We start from the raw sequence: 23,361 nt of genomic DNA on the forward strand, positions 1-23,361 counted from the left end.
CTCGGGTGCGCCTCCGGCAGGAGTATTTTGCAAGAAGCAAATATCAGACCGGCGTGGCAGTGAGCCAGACACCGCCTTCGGGACGCAGGGTCAGGATCATCACGGGTTTCGGGGTGCGGCCGGGGACGGGTGCGAAGGTGAAACGGGCCAGCAGTGTGGCGAGGATGATCACCGCCTCCTGCATGGCGAAGCTGGCGCCGATGCAGATTCGGGGTCCGTCGCCGAAGGGCAGGAAGGCGAAGCGTTCTGGACGGTGATCGAGGAAGCGCTCGGGCCGGAAGGCGTCAGGGTCGGGCCAGAGCTTGTGGTGCCGGTGCAGGGCGTAGATGGGCAGAATCACCGTATCACCGGGGCGGACCTCGCGGCCGCAGAGCCGGTCCGGGGTTTGGGCGGTGCGCGACAGGAATGCGGCGGGCGGATAGAGGCGCAGGGTTTCTTCAACCATGGCGCGGATGAAGGGCAGGTGGGGCAGGTCATCTACCGTGGCGGCACGCGGGCCAAGGCGGGCCTGTGCTTCGGTCCTAGCGCGGGCCTGTCGGGCGGGATCGAAAGCGGCGAGGTAGAGCGCCCACGACAGGGTGAGCGCAGTGGTTTCATGGCCCGCCACGATGAAGGTCAGCAGGTTGTCGCGCAGTTCCGCCGTTGTCATCCGGCGGCCGGTTTCGGGATCTTGCCCGGCCAGCAGCAGATCGAGCAGATCTGGCGGAGCAGAGGCACCGCGGGTTCTGCGACCCGCAATCGTGCTGTCGGCCATCTGTTTCATTGCGCCCATATGGGCACGAGCCTGCAGACGGGAGGGGCGCGGCACCCAGCCAGGCATGCCGAGGATGTCGAGCAGCGAGACCCTGGCGGTGCCTGCGATGTAATCTTCGATGGCGCGGTGGACGGCGGCGCGGTCAAGGCCCTCGCCGCCTGCGAAGGTCACGTCGGAGATGACGTCGAAAGTGGTGCGGACCATTTCGTCGAAGAGATCGACCGCGCGCGGCCCGGCGGCGGCGATGCGGGTGCAGGCGGTTTCGGCGGCGGCGGTCATCACCGGGGCGAGGGCGGCGACATTGCGCTGCGAAAACACCGGCGCGGCGGTCCGGCGTTGCCAGAGCCAGCTTTGGCCTTCAGCCACGAAAAGGCTGTCACCGATGGCGGGTTCCAGCAACAGCTTGGTGACCACGGATTTCGGGTAATCCTGCACGCGATCCCGCAGGATCTGTTTCAGCGCAGCCGGGTCCATCACCATGTGCCAGCGCTTGCCTGTGCGACCGGACAGGATCGGGGCATGGGTGGCGATTTCAGGGATCAGCTCCAGCACGTTGCGGCGTCCGGCGCGCAGTGAGCCGAGGATGCCCAGGGGCTCGGTCGCGAGCGGCACTCGGACGGGGAGAGGTGGGGCGGCTGCATCCATCGGGGACTCCTGTCGCCATGGATATAGGCGCCGAAGCGCGCGGGACAACGGCCCGGCGTTGCGCCGGTGGCGGCAAGCGGGTAATCCGGTGGGCGCCCCCGACCGGAGAGTGCCGATGTTGCGAACTGACCGCCGTCTTGTCCTGTCCCTGGCCCTGGTTTTGCTGGGAGCCTGTGCGAAGAACGACCTGTCTGACCCGCCCGCGGATCTGGGCGATTTCGTGCTGGGACATAACATCGTCGTGGCCGACAAGATGCAGAAGGTGCCGATCTCGCGCGAGGCGACAGTTGAGGAATGGGAGACCGCCATGAAGAAGGCGGTGGAGGATCGTTTCGGGCGATACGAGGGCAATCGGATCTACAATATCGGCATTGCGGTCGATGCCTATGCACTGGCCCCGCCCGGTATTCCTGTGGTTCTGTCGCCGAAATCGGTGCTGGTGATCACGGCGAATGTCTGGGACGACGCGCAGCAGAAGAAGCTGAGCGGTGAAGGCAAGCAGATGACCATTTTCGAAAGTCTGGATGGCGAAAGTGTCGTGGGTTCGGGATTGACCAAGACGCGCGAACAGCAGATGGCGGCGCTGTCCTTCAATGCCGTCAAGGCGGTGGAGAAATGGTTCCTAGAAAACCCGGAATGGTTCGACCTGCCTCCGAAGGGGAAGGAGGCGAAGGTAGCCTCCGCCGTGAAGCCCGAAGATGAGGCCGCTTCCGGCAAGTGAGGCTTGATTTTCCCGGTTTTCATGGCTAAGTCGCGGCCGGTGTAGATTGACGGGCCTTGTCCTCAGGGCCCCACAGACCGCGAGGGCCCCCATGGCAAAGGCAAAGTTTGAACGGAACAAACCGCACGTCAACATTGGCACGATTGGCCACGTTGACCACGGGAAGACGACGCTGACCGCTGCGATCACCAAGTATTTTGGTGAATTCCGCGCCTATGACCAGATTGACGGTGCGCCGGAAGAGCGTGCGCGCGGGATCACGATCTCGACGGCGCACGTCGAGTACGAATCGGATGCGCGTCACTATGCGCACGTCGATTGCCCCGGCCACGCGGACTATGTGAAGAACATGATCACGGGTGCGGCGCAGATGGACGGCGCGATCCTCGTGGTTTCGTCGGCCGACGGCCCGATGCCGCAAACGCGCGAGCACATCCTGCTGGGCCGTCAGGTGGGCATCCCCTACATGGTGGTGTTCATGAACAAGGTGGACCAGGTCGATGACCCGGAACTGCTGGAACTCGTGGAAATGGAAATCCGCGAACTGCTGTCGTCGTATGACTACCCCGGCGATGACATTCCGATCATCAAGGGCTCGGCTCTGGCGGCGATGAACGGCACCGACAAGGAAATCGGCGAAGACGCGATCCGCGCGCTGATCGCGGCTGTGGACGAATACATCCCGACCCCGGCCCGCGCTGTGGACCAGCCCTTCCTGATGCCGGTCGAAGACGTGTTCTCGATCTCGGGTCGTGGCACCGTGGCCACCGGCCGGATCGAGCGCGGCGTTGTGAAAGTCGGCGAAGAACTGGAAATCGTGGGTATCCGCGCTTCCAAGAAAACCGTCTGCACCGGCGTCGAGATGTTCCGCAAGCTGCTCGACCAGGGCGAAGCTGGCGACAACGTCGGCCTGCTGCTGCGCGGCGTGGACCGTGAAGGGATCGAGCGCGGCCAGGTGCTGTGCAAGCCCGGCTCGGTGAAACCGCACACCAAGTTCGAAGCCGAAGCCTATATCCTCACCAAAGAGGAAGGTGGCCGTCACACGCCGTTCTTCGCGAACTACCGTCCGCAGTTCTACTTCCGCACGACGGACGTGACCGGGACCGTGGAACTGCCGGAAGGCACCGAGATGGTGATGCCGGGCGACAACCTGAAGTTCAACGTGTCGCTGATCGCGCCGATCGCGATGGAAGAGAAGCTGCGCTTCGCCATCCGCGAAGGCGGCCGCACCGTCGGCGCCGGCGTTGTGTCGAAGATCATTGAATAATGATCCCGAGACGCGCCCACAAAGGCGTGTCGAAGATCATCGGGTGATCACTCGGATCATCTGATCGAAAGGCCGCCCTTCGGGGCGGCCTTTTCGCTTCGGCTGGACGACAGCCGCAGCATGGCTAGGGTGGGTGCCAACCGACCTGAGGACCAAGATATGACCGATTGCCTGTTCTGCCGGATCGCCGCCGGTGCGCTGCCTGCGCACAAGCTTTATGAGGATGATCACATCCTCGCCTTTCTCGATCTGCATCCGATCCGGCCCGGTCATGCGCTGGTGATCCCGAAGGCGCATCACGTCTGGTTCGAGGATCTGCCGCCCGACCTTGCGACCCGCGTGACCACCTGTGCGCAGCAGCTTGCGCGGCGGATGAAGGCGCTTTACGGCGTGCCGCGTGTTGCGATGTTCTACACCGGCATTCATGTGCCGCATGCCCACGCCCATGTGGTGCCGATGCAGGATCAGCATGACGTCACCTCGGCCGCCTATCTGGCTGAGGGGCCGGGTGTGTTCAGCGCGCCGCCGCAATTGCCCGCCGAGGAGATGGTCGCTATCGCCGCCGCCCTTCGACCCGCCTTTTCCTGACCCGGAGTTTCCGATGCCCCGTTACATCCATTCCATGATCCGCGTGCTGGACGAGGCGCGCTCGCTGGCCTTCTATGACGCCGCATTCGGGCTGAAGGTGGCCGAGCGGCTGGATTTTCCCGATTTCTCGTTGATCTACCTGTCCAATGCCGAATCCGAGGTGGAGCTGGAGCTGACGGTGAACCGGGGCCGGACAGAGCCATACGATCTTGGCGACGGCTACGGCCATATCGCCTTTTCGGTTGAGGATATTGCCGCCGAACATGCGCGGTTCACAACGGCCGGGCTGGGCCCAGGCAAGCTGGTGGAGTTCGCGCCGGGTGGCACTGTCATAGCGCGATTTTTCTTCGTCACTGACCCCGACGGCTACAAGATCGAGGTCTTGCAGCGCGGCGGGCGGTATCTCTGATCACCGGAAGGCCGCCCTTGGGGCGGCCTTTGTGATTGCGAGGTTGGCATGATCCATTTATGTTATGATATAACGCAATGGAGATGCCCGTGAACCAGACCCGCGATTCCCGCCTGCCCGTCACCGTCCTGTCCGGTTTTCTGGGGGCGGGCAAAACAACCCTGTTGAATGCCATCCTGAACAACCGCGAAGGCCGCCGTGTCGCGGTCATCGTCAATGACATGTCCGAGGTGAATATCGACGCCGATCTGGTGCGTGCTGGCAGCGACCTGAGCCGGGCCGAGGAAAAGCTGGTCGAGATGACGAATGGTTGCATCTGCTGCACCCTGCGCGAAGACCTGCTGACCGAGGTGCGTCGCCTGTCGGAAGAAGGCCGTTTCGACTATCTGCTGATCGAATCGACCGGCATCGCCGAACCGCTGCCCGTGGCCGCTACCTTCGACTTCCGCGATGCTGAGGGGGAAAGCCTGTCCGATGTCGCCCGGCTGGATTGCATGGTGACTGTGGTCGATGCGGTGAACCTGCCGCGCGATTTCGTCTCGCATGATCTGCTGGGCGACCGGGGCGAGGTGTTGGGGCCGCAGGATGATCGCAGCATCGTGCAACTGCTGACTGAGCAGATTGAATTTGCCGATGTGATTGTGCTCAACAAGGTCTCCGATGCCACGCCCCGCGCCTTGGCAGAGGCACGCGCCATCGTGCGGTCGCTGAATGCCGATGCGCGGATCATCGAGACCGATTTCGCGCGGGTCGATGCGGGGCAAGTGCTGGATACCGGCCTTTTCGATTTCGACCGCGCGCATCAGCACCCGCTTTGGGCGCAGGAGCTTTACGGGTTCGCGGACCATGTGCCGGAAACCGAGGAATACGGCATTTCGTCTTTCGTTTACCGGGCGCGGGCGCCGTTCGACCCAGGAAGCCTGCACCGGGTGCTGAATGGTGACCTGCCGGGCGTGATTCGGGCCAAGGGGCATTTCTGGCTGGCAACGCGGCCGGACTGGGCGGCGGAGTTCTCGCTGGCCGGGGCGATTTCATCGGTGCGGCCGCTGGGGCGGTGGTGGGCCTCGGTTCCGGCGGAACGCCTGCCGAGCCACCCCGAGGCGCGGGCCGAGATCGCGGCGCAATGGGCGGAGCCATGGGGTGACCGGCGGCAGGAGATCGTGTTCATCGGTATGGGGCTGGACCGGGCCGCGTTGACGGCGGCGCTGGATGCAGCACTGGTGCCTGCGCAGGCATTCCGGCCGGAAGATTGGGCAGGCATGGCCGATCCCTTCCCGCGCTGGGGCGCCGAGGCAGCATGAGGCGCAATCTGGCAACACGGCTGCGGCGACGCCCGCAGAGGGGGGCTCCGATGGCAACCTATGACCGGCTGCCGCCCCCGCTGCGGCGTTGGCTGGCGGAGGCAATTCTGCCGTGGAGCGCCGCCAGCGCCCTGCGGCTTTGGCGGCGCACGCTGGCTGAAACGGGCAGCGAGGCGGCGGCGCTGGACCGCTTGGCCGCCGCCGAGTCGCGGCTGGTGGCACGGGATGCTGCGCGCATCTGGGGCGCAGGGCATCCCATGGCTGGCGATACGCGGCGCCCTGTGGCAGGATAAGCCAACACCGATGGAGGAAAAGATGAACAAGATCGCCTGAGCCTGTTTCCACAAACATCAGCCAAAGGTCTTGTCATGCCCTTCCCGAATCCCGCCTTGCGGCATCCGATGCGCTTTGCCGGCGGGTCTGAAAACCCGTCGATGGTGCATCTGGCCGCAGTGATCGACCATCCCAACATCACCGTCGGCCGCCACGCCTATGCCAATGATTTCGATCCGCCTGCGGACTGGGCGGTACGGTTGGCGCCCTATCTGTATCCCGGCGCGCCGGAACGGCTTGAAATCGGGGCTTTCTGCCAGATCGCGCATGGCGCGCGCTTTATCACGGCCTCGGCCAATCATCCGATGGCCGGTTTCAGCACCTATCCTTTCGCTGTCTTCGACCCTGCGACACTGCCCCTGCTGCTTGGACAGTTGAAGGATCTGCCCGATACGGTGATCGGCCCGGATGTCTGGATCGGCCACGGCGCGCTGATCCTGCCGGGCGCGCGTCTGGGGGCGGGCGCGATCGTCGGTGCGGGCGCGGTTGTGGGCGGCGAGGTGCCGCCCTATGCGATTGTTGCGGGCAATCCGGCGCGGGTGATCCGGTATCGCTTTGCCGCCGATGTGGTGGAACGCCTGCTGGCGCTGGCATGGTGGGAATGGCCTAGCCGACGGATCGAGGCGGCCTTGCCTGCCTTGATGGCCGACGACATCGACGCGCTGGAGCGGTGCTGAAAATTCGGGGCAGCCTCAGGTTGCCCCTTGATTTCCCCCCATGGGTGCCGTAATTCCCGCCGCAGGCCTAGGGGTATAGCTCAGTTGGTAGAGCATCGGTCTCCAAAACCGAGGGTCGCGGGTTCAAGTCCTGCTGCCCCTGCCAGGTCCTTCCAGACATAGTGATCGAATGTGTCAGGCGCTGATGCGCTTGCGTTCTGCTATGGGCGCTGTTCCGAAATGCTGCCGGTAAGCGCGGCTGAACCCTTCGGCCGAGCCATAGCCGTAACGATGTGCCACCCGATCAACCCGATGGCCACGCGCCAGATCCTGCCGGGCAAGAAGCAGCCGCCAGCGCCGTGCATAGGCACCGGGAGTTTCGCCCATGGCTATGGTGAACAGATCTGCGAAGCGGCTGAGCGAAAGGCCCGCAAGGGCGGCAAGATCCTCATTTAACCAGGTTTTTTCCGGTCGGTCGTGAATGGCGACAATGGCACGGCTCAACCGGGGGTCCGCCAGACCGGCCAGAAGGCCCGGCGTGGTCGAGCCCGAGGCGATGCAATCGCGCAACATCCGTACGATCAGAACCTCGGTCAGGCGCGCGACGACTGAAGGGCCGCCGCAACGCGGGCTGTCCAGTTCGGCGCGTAGCACCTTGATCAAGGCGGCGCTTTCTGCGTCCTGATGCAGATCGAACCGGATCGGGTCTGGCAAGGTGGCAGCCAGGGGGTTCGCCTCGCCGCCCCAATCCACCCACGCTGAAAAGACGGGGAGGGCAGCGTCTGGTTGCAATGCCTTGCCTCGCAGGCACAGCAAGGCACGATCCGCCGTGCCATCCGGCCCCGCCGTCACCAGAAGATTGCCTTGGCCTGCGGGCGCCGGGCTGACGGTCAGCGCGAAATGCGCCATCAGGCTCGACAGTCGGTCGCGGTGGGGTTCAGGAGTTTTGGTCATGTATATCGGATTTTTACAACCATAAACTTCGATACACCGATGCGGCAGTAAATCCAAGAAAGGACAATCCATGCTTGTGCCGCGTCAGAAAACGCCTGATCTTGTCATTCCGACTCTGGATCACGGAACTTTCGACCTGTCGGTGGAGCGGAATGCGCGCGGCACGTTGGTCTGCTTCTATCGCGGCCTGCATTGCCCGATCTGCGCCACCTATCTGACCGAGTTGCAGAAGCGGACAGCAGACTTCGCGGCGCGTGGTGTCGGGGTCATCGCAGTCAGCAGCGACACGGCTGAACGGGCGCGCGGAATGGCCGAGAAGATCGGGGCGACGACATTGCGCGTCGGGTATGATCTGCCGTTGCAGGTGGCGCGGGACTGGGGGCTGTATCTGTCAACCTCGCGCGGCAAGACCTCGATCGGGATCGAGGAACCGGCGCTGTTTTCCGAACCGGGGCTGTTCCTCGTCAGCCCGCACCAGACGCTTTACTATGGCTCGGTGCAGACCATGCCCTTCGTGCGGCCGCATTTCGCGGAATTGCTTGGGGCGCTGGACTTCGCCATCAAGGCCGATTACCCGGCGCGCGGCGAATATACCGGGCCGGTTTAAACCCTCTTCACGGCTTGCGCTTGAATTCCCCGGCGCAAGCGCGTATCTCCGCCCCCTGAAACAGGCGCGCGCATTGGCAGGACTTTACGCATGGCAAAGGTCAACCCCCTCCAGTTCATCCAGCAGGTGCGCACCGAGGTGGGCAAGGTCGTCTGGCCGTCGCGCCGCGAGGTCATGCTGACCACCATCATGGTGTTCATCATGGCGGCGCTGTCTGCGACCTTCTTCAGCCTTGTCGATCTGGCGATCCGCACAGGGCTTTCGGTCGTCGTCGGCGGCTTCGGCGCCTGAGCGCTCACGCCGTTTTTTCTTGAATTCCGGGGCGCGGGCCGTTATGCCCGCCGCAACGAATAGGAAACCGGCGCGCAGCGATTCGAGTTGCGCGCTGTTTTTTGTTCCGTGCGGAGTGACTTATCGCTCTGATTTGGCAGGAATTTCGCGGGCCAGGCTTGGGCCTTACCCGTGTGACGAAGGTGGTGAAGGCAGCATGGCGAAGCGGTGGTATTCGGTTTCCGTCCTCTCGAATTTCGAGAAGAAGGTCGCCGAGCAGATCAAGCAAGCCGTGGCGGAAAACGGCCTTGAGGATGAGATCGAGGAAGTTCTCGTTCCGACCGAAGAGGTGATCGAGGTGCGCCGCGGCAAGAAGGTGACCTCCGAGCGCCGCTTCATGCCGGGCTATGTGCTCGTCCGCATGGAGATGTCGAATCGCGGCTATCACCTGATCTCGTCGATCAACCGGGTGACGGGCTTCCTTGGCCCGCAGGGCAAGCCGATGCCGATGCGCGATGCCGAGGTGAACACCATCCTGAACCGCGTCGAGGAGGGGCAGGAAGCGCCGCGCACCCTGATCCGTTTCGACGTGGGCGAGAAGGTCAAGGTGACCGACGGCCCGTTTGAAGGCTTCGACGGTATGGTCGAGGGTGTGGACGACGATCATCAGCGCCTGAAGGTCACGGTGTCGATCTTCGGTCGTGCGACCCCGGTCGAGCTGGAATTCACTCAGGTCTCCAAGCAGATCTGAGTGCTGTGCGTGGGAGGCGAGGGGTAAGTCCCGGGCCGGACCACTAAACCATGCGCCCCCAAGGGGTGCGGTGACAAAGGAGACGGCCAGATGGCCAAGAAGATTATCGGCAGCCTCAAGCTGCAAGTGAAGGCCCAGCAGGCCAACCCCTCCCCGCCGGTCGGTCCGGCGCTGGGTCAGCGCGGTCTGAACATCATGGCCTTCGTGAAGGAATTCAACGCGAAGTCCGCCGATTTCGCGCCGGGCACCCCGATCCCGACGGTCATCACCTATTATCAGGACAAGTCGTTCTCGCTCGACCTGAAGACCCCGCCGGCTTCCTACCTGCTGAAGGTTGCCGCTGGTCTTCCGGCTGTCGGCAAGCGGAACCGTCCGAAGGGTTCGTCGAAGCCGGGCCGTGAAGTGGCTGGCAAGGTGACCGCGGCGCAGATCCGCCAGATCGCCGAAACCAAGATGAAAGACCTGAACGCGAACTCCGTCGAGGCCGCGATGCAGATCATTCTCGGCTCGGCCAAGTCCTGCGGCATCGAAGTGAAGGGCTGAGATCATGGCGAAACTCGGTAAACGCACCAAAGCCGCCCGCGAAGCTTTCGTTGGCAAGGAACTGGTCTCGGTTGAGGACGCGGTGAAGCTGATCAAGTCGGCTGCTACGGCGAAATTCGACGAAACCCTTGAAATCGCAATGAACCTCGGTGTTGACCCGCGTCACGCCGACCAGATGGTTCGTGGTGTTGTCCAGCTCCCGAACGGGACCGGCAAGACCGTGCGCGTGGCGGTGTTCGCCCGTGGCGCCAAGGCTGACGAAGCCAAGGCTGCCGGCGCCGACATCGTGGGTGCCGAAGACCTGATGGAAACCATCCAGTCGGGCAAGATCGAATTCGATCGCTGCATCGCCACACCGGACATGATGCCGCTGGTCGGCCGTCTTGGTAAAATCCTCGGCCCGCGCAACCTGATGCCGAACCCGAAAGTCGGCACCGTGACGATGGACGTGAAAACGGCTGTCGAAGCGGCGAAGGGTGGCGAAGTCCAGTTCAAGGTCGAGAAGGCCGGTGTGATTCATGCCGGGATCGGCAAGGTCTCGTTCGACGAGGGCAAACTGTCCGAGAACGTGCGCGCGTTCGTTGATGCCGTGACCCGTGCCAAACCGGCAGGGGCCAAGGGTACCTATGTGAAGAAGGTTTCGCTGTCCTCGACCATGGGTCCGGGCGTGTCGATCGACCTCACTTCGGCTTCGGGCAACTGAGGCCAAACGAAATTCTCCTTGGCGACAAGGGGATGGCGGGGCGGAAACGCCCCGTCCTGTCCGAGACGGCGGGTGGCGCGCAAACGCCTTAATTTCCTGCCTGAGATGGGGATCGGGATTGAAGAGCGCCTCGGCGGTCTTGGTTTCGGGAACCCCAAGCGGACCCGAACGCCCCTGGAGACAGGGGCACATACGAGCCGGGGGGAAACCCCCAAACTTGGAGTGAAACTGTGGATAGAGCCCAGAAAGAGAAAGTGGTCGAGGAACTCGGCCAGATCTTCGAAAGCTCTGGCGTGGTTGTGGTTGCACACTACGCGGGTATCACGGTTGCAGAGATGCAGGATCTGCGGGCGCAAATGCGCGCCGTCGGCGGTTCCGTTCGCGTTGCCAAGAACAAGCTCGCCAAGATCGCCCTTGAAGGGAAACCCGCTGCGAAGATGGGTGACCTGCTCACGGGCATGACCGTGATGTCCTTCTCGGAAGACCCCGTCGCTGCGGCGAAGGTCTGCGAGGCTTACGCCAAGAAAAACGACAAGTTCGTGATTCTGGGCGGTGCCATGGGCGATACGGTTCTGGACCAGGCCGGTGTGAAAGCCGTCGCTTCGATGCCGTCGCGCGAAGAGCTCATTGCTCAGATCGTGTCGATGATCGGTGCGCCCGCTTCCAGCATCGCCGGGGCCATTGGCGCGCCTGCTTCGAACATCGCTGGCATCCTTTCGACCATCGAGGAAAAGGCTGCGGCCTGATCTTTGGATATTCGCGTGGGTTGCCCAATCCCGTTGGAACCCCCATCTTAACTGAACGGAACTGAAAAATGGCTGATCTTAAAGCTCTCGCCGAACAAATCGTCGGTCTGACCCTCCTGCAAGCCCAGGAACTGAAAACCATCCTGAAGGATGAGTATGGCATCGAGCCGGCAGCCGGTGGCGCCGTCATGATGGCTGCTGCTCCGGGCGCTGCTGCTGCTCCGGCTGAAGAAGAAAAGACCGAATTCGACGTCGTCCTGACCGACGCCGGCGCCAACAAGATCAACGTGATCAAGGAAGTGCGCGCGATCACCGGTCTTGGCCTGAAAGAAGCCAAGGATCTGGTGGAAGCTGGCGGCAAAGTGAAGGAAGCTGTTTCCAAAGCTGACGCCGAAGCGATGAAGAAAAAGCTCGAAGAGGCTGGCGCCAAGGTCGAGCTGAAGTAATCCTTCCGGTGCCTCGGCACTGAAAGGTCTACGGATCGGGCTGGGTCTGACCTTGTGTCAGGCCCAGCTTGAGCCGTCTGAAGGCACCCCGGCTCGGAAGGCGCTGTGCGCAGCTTCTTCCCAGGCGTGGTTCGAGGTTCGGGAGCGGCCCGTCGGGAAGGGCCGCATGAATGGAACCTCCCCCCTGATCGCAATCGGCACGCGCCTGAGCCCCGACAGGCCGCGCGTCGGCGAAACAGAAAGGTGACGATGAGCATGGCTCAGAGCTACGTTGGCCAGAAGCGGATCCGCCGCTATTTTGGCAAAATCCGTGAAGTCCTTGAAATGCCGAACCTCATCGAGGTTCAGAAATCCTCGTATGACCTGTTCCTGAAATCGGGCGACGGCCCGAAGGCGCAGGATGGCGAGGGCATTCAGGGCGTCTTCCAGTCGGTGTTCCCGATCAAGGACTTCAACGAGACCGCCGTTCTGGAATTCGTGAAATACGAGCTGGAAAAGCCGAAGTACGACGTGGACGAATGCCAGCAGCGCGACATGACCTATGCCGCACCGCTGAAAGTGACGCTGCGTCTGATCGTGTTCGATGTCGATGAAAACACCGGCGCCCGGTCGGTGAAGGACATCAAGGAACAGGACGTCTATATGGGCGACATGCCCCTGATGACCGCCAACGGCACGTTCATCGTGAACGGCACCGAGCGCGTGATCGTCAGCCAGATGCACCGTTCGCCCGGCGTGTTCTTTGATCACGACAAGGGCAAGACCCATTCCTCGGGCAAACTGCTGTTCGCCTGCCGCATCATCCCGTATCGCGGCTCGTGGCTGGACTTCGAGTTCGACGCCAAGGACATCGTCTTCGCACGGATCGACCGTCGCCGGAAACTGCCGGTGACGACGCTGCTCTATGCCCTGGGCATGGATCAGGAAAGCATCATGAAGGCGTATTACGATACGGTTACCTTCAAGTATCAAAAGAACAAGGGCTGGGTGACCCGGTTCTTCCCCGAGCGTGTGCGCGGCACCCGGCCGAGCTATGACCTCGTGGATGCGGCCACCGGCGAGGTGATCCTGAAGGCGGGTGAGAAAGCCACGCCGCGCATGGTCAAGAAATGGATCGACGAGGCGCAGATCACCGAACTGCTGGTCCCGTTCGATCATATCATCGGCCGCTATGTCGCCCGTGACATCATCAACGAAGACACCGGCGAAATCTGGGTCGAGGCCGGTGACGAACTCACCATGGACTACGACCGCGATGGCGAGGTGAAGGGCGGCACGCTAAAGGTGCTGCTGGATCAGGGCATCACCGAGATCCCGGTGCTGGACATCGACAATATCAACGTCGGTCCCTACATCCGCAACACCATGGCGGCGGACAAGAACTGGAACCGCGACACCGCGCTGATGGACATCTATCGCGTGATGCGTCCGGGCGAGCCGCCGACCGTGGAAGCCGCCTCGACCCTGTTCGACACGCTGTTCTTCGACAGCGAGCGCTATGACCTGTCGGCCGTGGGTCGCGTCAAGATGAACATGCGTCTGGATCTGGGCAAACCGGACACCCAGCGCACGCTGGATCGCGGCGACATCGTGGCCTGCATCAAGGCGCTGGTCGAACTGCGTGACGGCAAGGGCGAGATCGACGACATCGACCACCTCGGCAACCGTCGTGTGCGTTCGGTGGGCGAGCTGATGGAAAACCAGTATCGCGTCGGCCTGCTTCGCATGGACCGCGCGATCAAGGAGCGCATGTCGTCGGTGGAAATCGACACGATCATGCCGCAAGACCTGATCAACGCCAAACCGGCTGCTGCTGCGGTGCGTGAATTCTTCGGCTCGTCGCAGCTGTCGCAGTTCATGGACCAGACCAACCCGCTGTCGGAAGTCACGCACAAGCGGCGTCTGTCGGCGCTCGGGCCGGGCGGTCTGACCCGTGAACGCGCGGGCTTCGAGGTCCGCGACGTTCACCCGACCCACTATGGCCGGATGTGCCCGATCGAAACGCCGGAAGGTCAGAACATCGGTCTGATCAACTCGCTGGCCACGTTTGCCCGCGTGAACAAGTATGGCTTCATCGAAACCCCCTACCGCAAGGTGGTGGACGGCAAGGTGACCGACGATGTGGTCTACATGTCGGCGACCGAAGAGATGCGCCATACCGTCGCGCAGGCGAACGCCGCGCAGGATGAGCAGGGCCGCTTCCAGGACGATCTGATTTCGTCGCGGAAAGCTGGCGAATTCATGCTCAACCCGCCGGATGCAATCGACCTGATCGACGTGTCGCCGAAGCAGCTTGTGTCGGTGGCGGCTTCGCTCATTCCCTTCCTTGAAAATGACGACGCCAACCGCGCGCTGATGGGCTCGAACATGCAGCGTCAGGCCGTGCCGCTGCTGCAATCGGATGCCCCCTTCGTCGGCACCGGGATCGAGGCCGTCGTGGCCCGCGACTCCGGCGCGGCCATCATGGCGCGGCGCGGTGGCGTGATCGACCAGGTTGACGCGACCCGTATCGTTGTGCGTGCGACCGAGTTCCTGGAACCCGGCGAACCGGGCGTGGACATCTATCGTCTGCGCAAGTTCAAGCGGTCCAACCAGTCGTCCTGCATCAATCAGCGCCCGCTGGTGAAGGTGGGCGACAAGGTCGCGCGTGGCGAGGTGGTGGCCGATGGCCCCTGCACCGACATGGGCGAACTGGCGCTTGGCCGGAACGTGATCGTGGCCTTCATGCCGTGGAACGGCTACAACTATGAAGACTCGATCCTGATCTCGGAACGCATCCTGCGCGACGACGTGTTTACCTCGATCCATATCGAGGAATACGAAGTCGCCGCCCGCGATACCAAGCTCGGGCCGGAAGAAATCACCCGCGACATCCCGAACGTCGGTGAAGAAGCGCTGCGCAACCTCGACGAGGCTGGCATCGTCTACATCGGCGCCGAAGTGCAGCCGGGCGACATTCTGGTTGGCAAGATCACCCCGAAGGGCGAAAGCCCGATGACGCCGGAAGAGAAGCTTCTGCGCGCCATCTTCGGGGAAAAGGCCAGCGACGTGCGCGACACCTCGCTGCGTCTGCCGCCGGGCGCCTATGGCACCATCGTGGAAGTCCGCGTGTTCAACCGTCATGGCGTGGACAAGGACGAGCGTGCGCTTCAGATCGAGCGTGAGGAAGTGGAACGCCTGTCGCGTGACCGCGACGACGAGCTGACCATTCTGGAGCGCAACATCTATGCGCGTCTGAAGTCGCTGATCATGGGCAAGGTTGCCGTCAAGGGTCCGAAAGGCATCAAGGCGGGTTCGACCATTGATGACGAACTGCTGGGCTCGCTGTCGCGTGGCCAGTGGTGGCAGCTTGCCGTCGGTGAGGAAGATCTGGCCAAGGAAGTCGAGGCCCTGCACGACCAGTTCGAGGCGCAGCGCCGCGCGCTGGATCTGCGCTTCGAGGACAAGGTCGAGAAGGTCCGTCGCGGTGACGATCTGCCTCCGGGCGTGATGAAGATGGTCAAGGTGTTCGTCGCGGTGAAGCGCAAGCTGCAACCGGGCGACAAGATGGCCGGTCGTCACGGCAACAAGGGCGTTATCTCGAAAGTGGTGCCGATGGAGGACATGCCGTTCCTCGCGGATGGCACCCCGGTCGATCTGGTGCTGAACCCGCTCGGCGTGCCGTCGCGGATGAACGTCGGTCAGATCCTTGAAACGCACATGGGCTGGGCCGCACGCGGTCTGGGTCTGAAGATCGACGAGGCACTGAAGGACTATCGCCGCTCCGGCGACATGACCCCGGTGCGCGAGGCGATGCGTCTGGCCTACGGCGACGAGACCTATGACGCCGCCTTCTCTGACCGCGACGAGGACGAGTTCCTTGAACTGGCCGGGAACGTCACGCGCGGCGTGCCGATCGCGACGCCGGTCTTCGACGGCGCGAAAGAGGCCGATGTCAATGACGCGCTGCGCCGGGCCGGTTTCGACCAGTCGGGTCAGTCGGAGGTGTTCGATGGCCGCACGGGCGAGAAATTCGCCCGCCGTGTCACCGTGGGCGTGAAATACATGCTCAAGCTGCACCACCTTGTCGATGACAAGCTGCACGCACGTTCGACCGGGCCTTACAGCCTCGTCACCCAGCAACCGCTGGGCGGCAAGGCGCAGTTCGGTGGTCAGCGTCTGGGGGAGATGGAGGTCTGGGCTCTGGAAGCCTATGGCGCCGCCTACACCCTGCAAGAGATGCTGACGGTGAAGTCGGACGACGTGGCCGGCCGGACCAAGGTCTACGAGTCGATCGTGAAGGGCGAGGACAATTTCGAAGCGGGCGTTCCCGAGAGCTTCAACGTGCTCGTCAAGGAAGTCCGCGGCCTCGGCCTGAATATGGAACTCCTGGATGCGGAGGAGGAGTGAGGGCGGTCGCGCCCTCCTCACCCATCCCTCTTTTTAAGGACGCAAGATGAACCAGGAACTGACCAACAACCCGTTCAACCCGGTTGCCCCCGTCAAGACCTTTGACGAGATCAAGATCTCGCTGGCTTCGCCCGAGCGGATCCTGTCGTGGTCCTATGGCGAGATCAAGAAGCCGGAAACCATCAACTACCGCACGTTCAAGCCGGAGCGTGACGGTCTGTTCTGCGCGCGGATCTTTGGCCCGATCAAGGATTACGAATGCCTGTGCGGCAAATACAAGCGCATGAAATATCGCGGCGTCGTCTGCGAGAAATGCGGCGTGGAAGTGACGCTCCAGAAGGTGCGGCGCGAGCGGATGGGCCATATCGAACTGGCCGCCCCCGTTGCCCACATCTGGTTCCTGAAGTCGCTGCCGAGCCGGATCGGCCTCATGCTCGACATGACGCTGCGCGATCTGGAACGTATCCTCTATTTTGAAAACTACGTCGTCATCGAGCCGGGTCTGACTGACCTGACCTATGGTCAGCTGATGACGGAAGAGGAATTCCTCGACGCGCAGGACAATTACGGCGCCGACGCCTTCACCGCCAATATCGGCGCCGAGGCGATCCGCGAGATGCTGTCGAACATCGACCTCGATTCGACGGCCGAACAGCTGCGCGAGGAGCTGAAGGAAGCCACGGGCGAACTGAAGCCGAAGAAGATCATCAAGCGGTTGAAGATCGTGGAATCGTTCCTCGAGTCGGGCAACCGTCCCGAGTGGATGATCCTGACCGTGCTGCCGGTGATTCCGCCGGAACTGCGCCCGCTGGTCCCGCTGGACGGCGGCCGTTTTGCCACGTCCGACCTGAACGACCTGTATCGTCGCGTCATCAACCGGAACAATCGTCTGAAGCGGCTGATCGAACTGCGTGCGCCCGATATCATCGTGCGCAACGAAAAGCGGATGCTGCAAGAGGCGGTGGATGCGCTGTTCGACAACGGCCGTCGCGGCCGCGTGATCACGGGCACCAACAAGCGCCCGCTGAAGTCGCTGTCCGACATGCTGAAAGGCAAACAGGGCCGCTTCCGTCAGAACCTTCTGGGCAAGCGCGTGGACTTCTCGGGCCGTTCGGTCATCGTGACCGGGCCGGAACTCAAGCTGCACCAGTGCGGCCTGCCGAAGAAGATGGCGCTCGAACTGTTCAAGCCCTTCATCTATTCGCGTCTGGAGGCCAAGGGCCTGTCCTCGACCGTGAAACAGGCGAAGAAGCTGGTCGAGAAAGAGCGCCCGGAGGTCTGGGATATCCTCGACGAGGTGATCCGCGAGCATCCGGTTCTTCTGAACCGCGCGCCGACGCTGCACCGTCTGGGCATTCAGGCGTTTGAGCCGCAACTGATTGAAGGCAAGGCGATCCAGCTTCACCCGCTGGTCTGCTCGGCTTTCAACGCCGACTTCGACGGCGACCAGATGGCCGTGCACGTCCCGCTGAGCCTTGAGGCGCAGTTGGAAGCCCGCGTTCTGATGATGTCCACGAACAACGTGCTGTCGCCCGCCAACGGCGCGCCGATCATCGTGCCGTCGCAGGACATGGTGCTGGGCCTTTATTACGTCACCATGGAACGCAAGGGCATGGTCGGCGAAGGCAAGGTCTTCCGCGACATCGAGGAAGTCGAACATGCACTGGCCGCCGGTGCGGTGCATCTGCATGCCAAGATCCAGGCGCGTCTGCGTCAGGTCGATGACGAGGGCAACATCGTCTGGAAGCGCTATGAGACGACCCCTGGTCGTCTGCGTCTGGGCAACCTGCTGCCGCTGAACGCCAAGGCTCCGTTCGAGCTGGTGAACCGCCCGCTGCGGAAGAAAGACGTGCAGACCGTCATCGACACCGTCTACCGCTACTGCGGCCAGAAGGAATCGGTGATCTTCTGCGATCAGATCATGGGTCTGGGCTTCCGCGAGGCCTTCCGTGCCGGCATCTCGTTCGGCAAGGACGACATGGTGATCCCCGACAACAAGTGGGAGATCGTCAACGAGGTGAAAGACCAGGTTGCCGGGTTCGAGCAACAGTATCTGGACGGTCTGATCACGCAGGGCGAGAAGTACAACAAGGTCGTTGACGCCTGGTCGAAGTGTAACGACAAGGTCACCGACGCCATGATGAAAACCATCTCGGCGCCGAAGTTTGACGACACTGGTGCCGAGAAAGAGCCGAACTCGGTCTATATGATGGCCCACTCCGGTGCACGGGGTTCGGTCACGCAGATGAAGCAGCTGGGCGCGATGCGCGGCCTGATGGCCAAGCCGAACGGCGAGATCATCGAGACGCCGATCATCTCGAACTTCAAGGAAGGTCTGACCGTTCTTGAATACTTCAACTCGACCCACGGCGCCCGCAAGGGTCTGTCGGATACCGCGCTGAAGACGGCGAACTCGGGCTACCTGACCCGCCGTCTGGTGGACGTGGCGCAGGACTGCATCGTGCGCGTGCACGATTGCGGCACCGAACGCGCGATCAATGCCGAGGCTGCGGTGAATGACGGTGAGGTCGTGGCTTCGCTGGCCGAGCGTGTGCTGGGCCGCGTTGCTGCCGATGACATCGTGGTGCCGGGCACCGACGAGGTGATCGTCAAGAAGGGCGAGCTGATCGACGAACGTCGTGCCGATGCCATCTCGACCCATGGCGTGCAGCATTGCCGCATCCGCAGCCCGCTGACCTGCGAGGCCGAGGAAGGCGTCTGCGCCATGTGTTATGGTCGTGACCTTGCACGCGGTACGCTGGTGAACATCGGCGAGGCTGTCGGCATCATCGCCGCGCAGTCGATCGGCGAGCCGGGCACCCAGCTGACCATGCGGACCTTCCACATCGGCGGCGTGGCCCAGGGTGGCCAGCAATCGTTCCTGGAAGCTTCGCAAGAAGGCAAGATCGAGTTCCGCAATGCCAACCTTCTGTCCAACGCCAATGGCGAACAGATCGTCATGGGCCGCAACATGTCGCTTGCGATCATCGACGAGAATGGCGGCGAGCGGGCGGTTCACAAACTGACCTACGGCTCGAAACTGCACGTCAAGGAAGATGCGCAGGTCAAGCGCGGCACCAAGCTGTTCGAATGGGACCCCTATACCCTTCCGATCATCGCCGAGAAGGCCGGTGTGGCGAAGTTCGTGGATCTCGTCTCGGGCATCTCGGTCCGCGAGGACACCGACGATGCTACGGGTATGACGCAGAAGATCGTGTCGGACTGGCGGTCGGCGCCGAAAGGCAGCGACCTGAAGCCCGAGGTTATCGTGATGAACCCGGAAACGGGCGAACCGATGCGCGGCGACAACGGCAACCCGATCAGCTATCCGATGTCGGTCGATGCGATTCTGTCGGTCGAGGACGGGGCAGAGATCAAGGCCGGTGACGTCGTGGCGCGTATCCCGCGCGAAGGTGCCAAGACCAAGGACATCACCGGGGGTCTTCCCCGCGTGGCGGAACTGTTCGAGGCCCGTCGTCCGAAGGATCACGCGATCATCGCCGAAGCCGATGGCTATGTGCGGTTCGGCAAGGACTACAAGTCCAAGCGCCGCATCACGGTCGAGCCGGTGGACGAAACCCTGCCGACGCAGGAATACATGATCCCGAAAGGGAAGCATATTCCGGTTCAGGAAGGCGATTTCGTCCAGAAGGGCGATTACATCATGGACGGTAACCCCGCGCCGCATGACATCCTGCGCATCATGGGTGTCGAGGCGCTGGCGAACTACATGATCGACGAAGTGCAGGACGTTTACCGCCTGCAAGGCGTGAAGATCAACGACAAGCACATCGAGGTGATCGTTCGTCAGATGCTCCAGAAATACGAGGTTCTGGACTCGGGCGAAACGACGCTTCTGAAGGGCGAGCATATCGACAAGATCGAACTGGACGAGGCGAACGAGAAGGCCCGGAACCACGGTCTGCGCGAAGCGCAGGCAGAGCCGATCCTGCTGGGTATCACCAAGGCCAGCCTGCAAACCCGGTCGTTCATCTCGGCCGCGTCCTTCCAGGAAACGACCCGCGTGCTGACCGAAGCTTCGGTTCAGGGCAAGCGCGACAAGCTGGTCGGCCTGAAAGAGAACGTCATCGTGGGTCGTCTGATCCCGGCTGGCACCGGCGGTGCCACGAGCCGCGTGAAGAAGATCGCGCATGATCGGGATCACGAGGTGATCGAGGCCCGCCGCGCCGAGGCCGAGGGAGCCGCCGCATTGGCTGCGCCGTCCTTCGATGTGATGGACACCGAGAGCGACAGCGGTCTGGTCGATACGATTGAAAGCCGCGAGTGATCTTGCCCCGCAAGGGGATGTGAACCAAAGGAAGCCCCCGCGTCCGTCGCGGGGGTTTTCGTTTTGACAGTGCAGAGTGGCGCGGCCATGCTGGCGCGGATCAGCAGGAGGATGCAGTGAAGATCCGAAACCAGATCATCGGGTTGATGCGGTTTTCCTACCCGTCCAAGGGCGGTTTCGTGAAAGCGGGCGACGACCCCGAGGCGCAGGCCAGGCGGCTATACGACCCCGCGCGGCTGGAGCGTCGATTTGATCTGTTTGAAAAGTTGACCCTGCCTTCGTTGCTGGCGCAGTCAGATCAGGATTTCCGCATGGTGTTCCTGATCGGGCGTGATCTGCCGGATGTCTGGCGTGATCGGCTGGCCGATGCCATTGCGCCGCTGGCAGGCGCGCGGCTGGTGGCACTCGTGTCGTTGCCGCATTACCTTGCGGTGCGGCGGGCCTATGCCATGGCCGAGAAAGACAATGCGACTCATGTTACCGGCTTCCGGCTGGATGATGACGACGCGCTGGACATTCACCATATCGCGCGGATGCGGGCGACGGTGGAGGCGCTGCTGCCGGTCACCGGGCCGGAGCTGCCGCTGGTCACCGGCTGCCACCGCGGTTTTTTTCTGGAGCGCAAACCCGAGGGGAACGAGATCTTCGAGGTGGTCGAAAAGGCGCCTATCGGACTTGGCCTTGCGATGACGACGCCGAAAGGGGTCAGCGAGAACATCTTTCGCCGTAACCATCGTTTCGCGAACCAGTGGTATAATACTTATACAGACGCCAATCAGCCGGCCTTCATCCGCACCGTGCATTCCGACAATGACAGCGACCCCCATGCCTCGGGCCGGATCGAGAAGGTTGACTGGGCGCAGGCCGGCCCGGTGATCGAAGCGCATTTCCCCTTTGCCGCCGAGATGTTGAAGGCGCTCTGAAGCCTCTGGCCCCTTCTGACCGGCCCTGCTACCGATCCGGCAGGGACAGGGAGAACCTCATGGCGATGTCGGACAATATGCGCGGCGTGTTGCTGATGAATGTTGCCATGCTGGCTTTCACGCTGAACGATACAGCGATGAAGGCTGTGGCCGAGACCTTGCCGCTGTTTCAGGCAATCACCTTGCGCGGCGTGCTGACAACGGCAGGCTTGGTGGCACTGGCCATGGCGCGCGGCGGTTTGCGGCTTTGGCCGGGGCGACGCGATGGCGGGATCGTGGCGCTGCGCACATTGGCCGAGGTCTTTGCCACCCTGACCTTCCTCGTCGCGCTGACCCATATGCCGCTGGCGAACCTTTCGGCGATCATGCAGTCGCTGCCGCTTGCCGTGACGCTTGCCGCCGCACTGGTGCTGCGCGACCCGATCGGCTGGCGCAGGCTCAGCGCCATCGGCATCGGTTTTCTGGGCGTGCTCCTGATCGTGCGGCCGGGAACCGATGGGTTCGACCGCTGGGCGCTGCTGGGCCTTGCCTCGGTGGCCTGTGTTGTCGTGCGCGATCTGTCCACGCGCACGCTGGGCGGTGCGGTGCCCTCTGCCACCGTCGCCATCTGGGCCGGGGCGGGGGTGACGCTGCTGGGTCTGGTCGGGTTGACGGTTCAGGGCTGGGCGCCGATGGGGGTGCGGGAGGCTCTGATCATCTTCTTCGCCGCGTCGTGCCTCGTGGTCGGTTACATGACTGTCGTCATGGTCATGCGGGTGGGGGATATCGGAACTATCGCACCATTCCGCTATACCGCCTTGCTTTGGGCAATCCTGCTCGGCTATGTCGTGTTCGGCGCACTTCCCGAACGGTTGACGCTGATAGGTGCGGGGATCGTGGTGGCGACGGGCATCTATACGCTGCTGCGCGAACGCCGCCTGCGGCGCAGCGGTCGCTGACCCCTGCGCCTGTTGACAACCCAAGCGACTCCCCATATACGCCGCTCACCTCGACCTGTGCCCTGCGCAGGGCGGGGTATCAGAATGGATGTGGTCACGATCCGGGCCCACAGCCCCGATCCTCTGAAATTCCACCGCGTCGGCCCCGCGCTGGGGCCGGGTGCGGTTTTCGTGTTTTGCGGACGCGCAAGGCGCATGTCGAAGAAATGCCCCCGGAAACGCCTCTGACGAGCGGTGATTGAACGGGTTGCAAGATAGAGGCTAGTTTAATGCCGACGATCCAACAGCTGATCCGCAAGCCGCGGGAAGCGAAAGTGAAAAGGTCCAAGTCGCAGCACTTGGAATCCTGCCCGCAGAAGCGCGGCGTGTGCACCCGCGTGTACACCACGACCCCGAAGAAGCCGAACTCCGCTATGCGTAAGGTCGCCAAGGTGCGTCTGACCAATGGCTTCGAGGTCATCAGCTATATCCCCGGCGAAAAGCACAACCTGCAGGAACACTCGGTGGTGCTGATCCGCGGCGGCCGGGTAAAAGACCTTCCCGGTGTGCGTTACCACATCCTGCGCGGCGTCCTGGATACCCAGGGTGTCAAAGACCGTCGTCAGCGTCGTTCGAAATACGGCGCGAAGCGTCCGAAGTGAGGAACTGAGAGATGTCCCGTCGTCACGCCGCCGAAAAGCGCGAAATTCTGCCCGACGCCAAGTATGGCGATCGCGTGCTGAGCAAATTCATGAACAACCTGATGATCGACGGCAAGAAATCCGTCGCCGAATCGATCGTCTATGGCGCTCTGGAGCGCATGGAAAAGCGCCTGAAGCGCGAGCCGGTTCAGGCATTCCATGAAGCTCTGGACAACGTCAAGCCGGCCGTCGAGGTCCGCAGCCGCCGTGTGGGCGGTGCGACCTATCAGGTTCCGGTCGAAGTGCGCACCGAGCGCCGTGAAGCCCTGGCGATCCGCTGGGTGATCACCGCTGCCCGCAAGCGCAACGAGAACACCATGGAAGAACGTCTGGCCGCTGAACTGGCTGACGCGGTGAACAACCGCGGCACCGCCGTGAAGAAGCGCGAAGACACCCACAAGATGGCAGACGCGAACAAAGCGTTCAGCCATTACCGCTGGTAAGGGGAC

Annotated in this window: 22 protein-coding genes and 1 tRNA gene; 21 read left to right on the forward strand and 2 right to left on the reverse strand. The window is 62.7% G+C overall.

Annotation, left to right across the window (positions count from 1 at the left end; translation table 11 throughout):
* Window positions 1-43: 43 nt before the first annotated feature.
* Window positions 44-1,399, reverse strand: coding sequence for a cytochrome P450 (locus D2N39_RS03330; RefSeq protein ID WP_119133401.1), 1,356 nt, complete (start codon window positions 1,397-1,399; stop codon window positions 44-46).
* Between the two features lie 115 nt (window positions 1,400-1,514).
* Between D2N39_RS03330 and D2N39_RS03335 the strand changes: the two genes are divergently transcribed.
* From D2N39_RS03335 to D2N39_RS03370, 8 genes are all read left to right on the forward strand, one after another.
* Window positions 1,515-2,120, forward strand: coding sequence for a hypothetical protein (locus tag D2N39_RS03335; RefSeq protein WP_233557045.1), 606 nt, complete (start codon window positions 1,515-1,517; stop codon window positions 2,118-2,120).
* A 91-nt stretch (window positions 2,121-2,211) separates the two neighbouring features.
* Window positions 2,212-3,387, forward strand: coding sequence for an elongation factor Tu (tuf, locus tag D2N39_RS03340; protein ID WP_119133402.1), 1,176 nt, complete (start codon window positions 2,212-2,214; stop codon window positions 3,385-3,387).
* 159 nt (window positions 3,388-3,546) lie between these two features.
* Entirely contained in the window at window positions 3,547-3,975 is a 429-nt protein-coding gene (locus D2N39_RS03345) for an HIT family protein (protein ID WP_119133403.1), read from the forward strand.
* Between the two features lie 13 nt (window positions 3,976-3,988).
* The gene (locus tag D2N39_RS03350; RefSeq protein WP_119133404.1) at window positions 3,989-4,384 is read left to right on the forward strand and encodes a VOC family protein; all 396 of its coding nucleotides are present in this window, start codon (window positions 3,989-3,991) and stop codon (window positions 4,382-4,384) included.
* An 83-nt stretch (window positions 4,385-4,467) separates the two neighbouring features.
* Complete coding sequence (locus D2N39_RS03355; protein ID WP_119133920.1) at window positions 4,468-5,685, forward strand: GTP-binding protein; 1,218 nt, start codon at window positions 4,468-4,470, stop codon at window positions 5,683-5,685.
* Window positions 5,686-5,735: 50 nt separating this feature from the next.
* Window positions 5,736-5,978, forward strand: a complete 243-nt coding sequence (locus tag D2N39_RS03360) for a DUF6525 family protein (protein ID WP_325048508.1) — start codon at window positions 5,736-5,738, stop codon at window positions 5,976-5,978.
* 75 nt (window positions 5,979-6,053) lie between these two features.
* Window positions 6,054-6,695 carry a CatB-related O-acetyltransferase gene (locus tag D2N39_RS03365; protein WP_119133406.1) on the forward strand — a complete coding sequence of 214 codons (642 nt, stop codon included), beginning with the start codon at window positions 6,054-6,056 and terminating at the stop codon, window positions 6,693-6,695.
* Window positions 6,696-6,764: 69 nt separating this feature from the next.
* Window positions 6,765-6,840: transfer RNA gene (locus tag D2N39_RS03370), tRNA-Trp, on the forward strand.
* 29 nt (window positions 6,841-6,869) lie between these two features.
* On the opposite strand, the gene D2N39_RS03375 is transcribed toward D2N39_RS03370, so the two are convergent.
* Window positions 6,870-7,628, reverse strand: a complete 759-nt coding sequence (locus tag D2N39_RS03375; protein WP_199725193.1) for a helix-turn-helix domain-containing protein — start codon at window positions 7,626-7,628, stop codon at window positions 6,870-6,872.
* A gap of 70 nt (window positions 7,629-7,698) precedes the next feature.
* On the opposite strand from D2N39_RS03375, the gene D2N39_RS03380 reads away from it, so the two are divergent.
* The 13 genes from D2N39_RS03380 (at window position 7,699) to rpsG (ending at window position 23,355) form a co-directional block, all read left to right on the forward strand.
* Window positions 7,699-8,235: a peroxiredoxin-like family protein gene (locus tag D2N39_RS03380; protein WP_119133407.1), complete on the forward strand. Its 537-nt coding sequence runs from the start codon at window positions 7,699-7,701 to the stop codon at window positions 8,233-8,235.
* A gap of 90 nt (window positions 8,236-8,325) precedes the next feature.
* Complete coding sequence (secE, locus tag D2N39_RS03385) at window positions 8,326-8,526, forward strand: preprotein translocase subunit SecE (RefSeq protein ID WP_119133408.1); 201 nt, start codon at window positions 8,326-8,328, stop codon at window positions 8,524-8,526.
* A 196-nt stretch (window positions 8,527-8,722) separates the two neighbouring features.
* Window positions 8,723-9,256: a transcription termination/antitermination protein NusG gene (gene nusG, locus D2N39_RS03390; RefSeq protein ID WP_054303058.1), complete on the forward strand. Its 534-nt coding sequence runs from the start codon at window positions 8,723-8,725 to the stop codon at window positions 9,254-9,256.
* A gap of 90 nt (window positions 9,257-9,346) precedes the next feature.
* On the forward strand, window positions 9,347-9,799 hold the full coding sequence (gene rplK, locus D2N39_RS03395; RefSeq protein WP_054303059.1) for a 50S ribosomal protein L11: 453 nt from the start codon (window positions 9,347-9,349) through the stop codon (window positions 9,797-9,799).
* A 4-nt stretch (window positions 9,800-9,803) separates the two neighbouring features.
* Window positions 9,804-10,502 carry a 50S ribosomal protein L1 gene (gene rplA / locus D2N39_RS03400; RefSeq protein ID WP_119133409.1) on the forward strand — a complete coding sequence of 233 codons (699 nt, stop codon included), beginning with the start codon at window positions 9,804-9,806 and terminating at the stop codon, window positions 10,500-10,502.
* A 230-nt stretch (window positions 10,503-10,732) separates the two neighbouring features.
* Window positions 10,733-11,248: a 50S ribosomal protein L10 gene (gene rplJ / locus D2N39_RS03405; RefSeq protein WP_119133410.1), complete on the forward strand. Its 516-nt coding sequence runs from the start codon at window positions 10,733-10,735 to the stop codon at window positions 11,246-11,248.
* A 68-nt stretch (window positions 11,249-11,316) separates the two neighbouring features.
* Window positions 11,317-11,694, forward strand: coding sequence for a 50S ribosomal protein L7/L12 (rplL, locus tag D2N39_RS03410; RefSeq protein ID WP_119133411.1), 378 nt, complete (start codon window positions 11,317-11,319; stop codon window positions 11,692-11,694).
* A 255-nt stretch (window positions 11,695-11,949) separates the two neighbouring features.
* Window positions 11,950-16,083: a DNA-directed RNA polymerase subunit beta gene (rpoB, locus tag D2N39_RS03415; protein ID WP_119133922.1), complete on the forward strand. Its 4,134-nt coding sequence runs from the start codon at window positions 11,950-11,952 to the stop codon at window positions 16,081-16,083.
* 46 nt (window positions 16,084-16,129) lie between these two features.
* Entirely contained in the window at window positions 16,130-20,371 is a 4,242-nt protein-coding gene (gene rpoC / locus D2N39_RS03420; RefSeq protein ID WP_119133412.1) for a DNA-directed RNA polymerase subunit beta', read from the forward strand.
* 116 nt (window positions 20,372-20,487) lie between these two features.
* On the forward strand, window positions 20,488-21,294 hold the full coding sequence (locus D2N39_RS03425; protein ID WP_119133413.1) for a glycosyltransferase: 807 nt from the start codon (window positions 20,488-20,490) through the stop codon (window positions 21,292-21,294).
* A gap of 59 nt (window positions 21,295-21,353) precedes the next feature.
* The gene (locus D2N39_RS03430) at window positions 21,354-22,232 is read left to right on the forward strand and encodes a DMT family transporter (RefSeq protein ID WP_119133414.1); all 879 of its coding nucleotides are present in this window, start codon (window positions 21,354-21,356) and stop codon (window positions 22,230-22,232) included.
* Between the two features lie 269 nt (window positions 22,233-22,501).
* Complete coding sequence (gene rpsL, locus D2N39_RS03435; protein WP_054303067.1) at window positions 22,502-22,873, forward strand: 30S ribosomal protein S12; 372 nt, start codon at window positions 22,502-22,504, stop codon at window positions 22,871-22,873.
* Between the two features lie 11 nt (window positions 22,874-22,884).
* Window positions 22,885-23,355, forward strand: coding sequence for a 30S ribosomal protein S7 (rpsG, locus tag D2N39_RS03440; protein WP_054303068.1), 471 nt, complete (start codon window positions 22,885-22,887; stop codon window positions 23,353-23,355).
* Window positions 23,356-23,361 lie beyond the last annotated feature (6 nt).

Source organism: Gemmobacter lutimaris (assembly GCF_003570715.1).
Taxonomy (GTDB): Bacteria; Pseudomonadota; Alphaproteobacteria; order Rhodobacterales; family Rhodobacteraceae; genus Gemmobacter; species Gemmobacter lutimaris.

Excerpts from the sequence above, each read along its gene's own strand:
- D2N39_RS03375 (WP_199725193.1), bottom strand. The coding sequence starts at position 7,628 with ATGACCAAAACTCCTGAACCCCACCGCGACCGACTGTCGAGCCTGATG.
- secE (WP_119133408.1), top strand. The coding sequence starts at position 8,326 with ATGGCAAAGGTCAACCCCCTCCAGTTCATCCAGCAGGTGCGCACCGAG.
- D2N39_RS03335 (WP_233557045.1), top strand. The coding sequence starts at position 1,515 with ATGTTGCGAACTGACCGCCGTCTTGTCCTGTCCCTGGCCCTGGTTTTG.
- D2N39_RS03355 (WP_119133920.1), top strand. The coding sequence starts at position 4,468 with ATGCCCGTGAACCAGACCCGCGATTCCCGCCTGCCCGTCACCGTCCTG.
- D2N39_RS03330 (WP_119133401.1), bottom strand. The coding sequence starts at position 1,399 with ATGGATGCAGCCGCCCCACCTCTCCCCGTCCGAGTGCCGCTCGCGACC.
- tuf (WP_119133402.1), top strand. The coding sequence starts at position 2,212 with ATGGCAAAGGCAAAGTTTGAACGGAACAAACCGCACGTCAACATTGGC.
- rpsG (WP_054303068.1), top strand. The coding sequence starts at position 22,885 with ATGTCCCGTCGTCACGCCGCCGAAAAGCGCGAAATTCTGCCCGACGCC.
- rplK (WP_054303059.1), top strand. The coding sequence starts at position 9,347 with ATGGCCAAGAAGATTATCGGCAGCCTCAAGCTGCAAGTGAAGGCCCAG.
- rplL (WP_119133411.1), top strand. The coding sequence starts at position 11,317 with ATGGCTGATCTTAAAGCTCTCGCCGAACAAATCGTCGGTCTGACCCTC.
- D2N39_RS03350 (WP_119133404.1), top strand. The coding sequence starts at position 3,989 with ATGCCCCGTTACATCCATTCCATGATCCGCGTGCTGGACGAGGCGCGC.
- D2N39_RS03360 (WP_325048508.1), top strand. The coding sequence starts at position 5,736 with ATGGCAACCTATGACCGGCTGCCGCCCCCGCTGCGGCGTTGGCTGGCG.
- rpoC (WP_119133412.1), top strand. The coding sequence starts at position 16,130 with ATGAACCAGGAACTGACCAACAACCCGTTCAACCCGGTTGCCCCCGTC.
- D2N39_RS03365 (WP_119133406.1), top strand. The coding sequence starts at position 6,054 with ATGCCCTTCCCGAATCCCGCCTTGCGGCATCCGATGCGCTTTGCCGGC.
- D2N39_RS03380 (WP_119133407.1), top strand. The coding sequence starts at position 7,699 with ATGCTTGTGCCGCGTCAGAAAACGCCTGATCTTGTCATTCCGACTCTG.
- rpoB (WP_119133922.1), top strand. The coding sequence starts at position 11,950 with ATGGCTCAGAGCTACGTTGGCCAGAAGCGGATCCGCCGCTATTTTGGC.
- rpsL (WP_054303067.1), top strand. The coding sequence starts at position 22,502 with ATGCCGACGATCCAACAGCTGATCCGCAAGCCGCGGGAAGCGAAAGTG.
- D2N39_RS03345 (WP_119133403.1), top strand. The coding sequence starts at position 3,547 with ATGACCGATTGCCTGTTCTGCCGGATCGCCGCCGGTGCGCTGCCTGCG.
- nusG (WP_054303058.1), top strand. The coding sequence starts at position 8,723 with ATGGCGAAGCGGTGGTATTCGGTTTCCGTCCTCTCGAATTTCGAGAAG.
- D2N39_RS03430 (WP_119133414.1), top strand. The coding sequence starts at position 21,354 with ATGGCGATGTCGGACAATATGCGCGGCGTGTTGCTGATGAATGTTGCC.
- rplA (WP_119133409.1), top strand. The coding sequence starts at position 9,804 with ATGGCGAAACTCGGTAAACGCACCAAAGCCGCCCGCGAAGCTTTCGTT.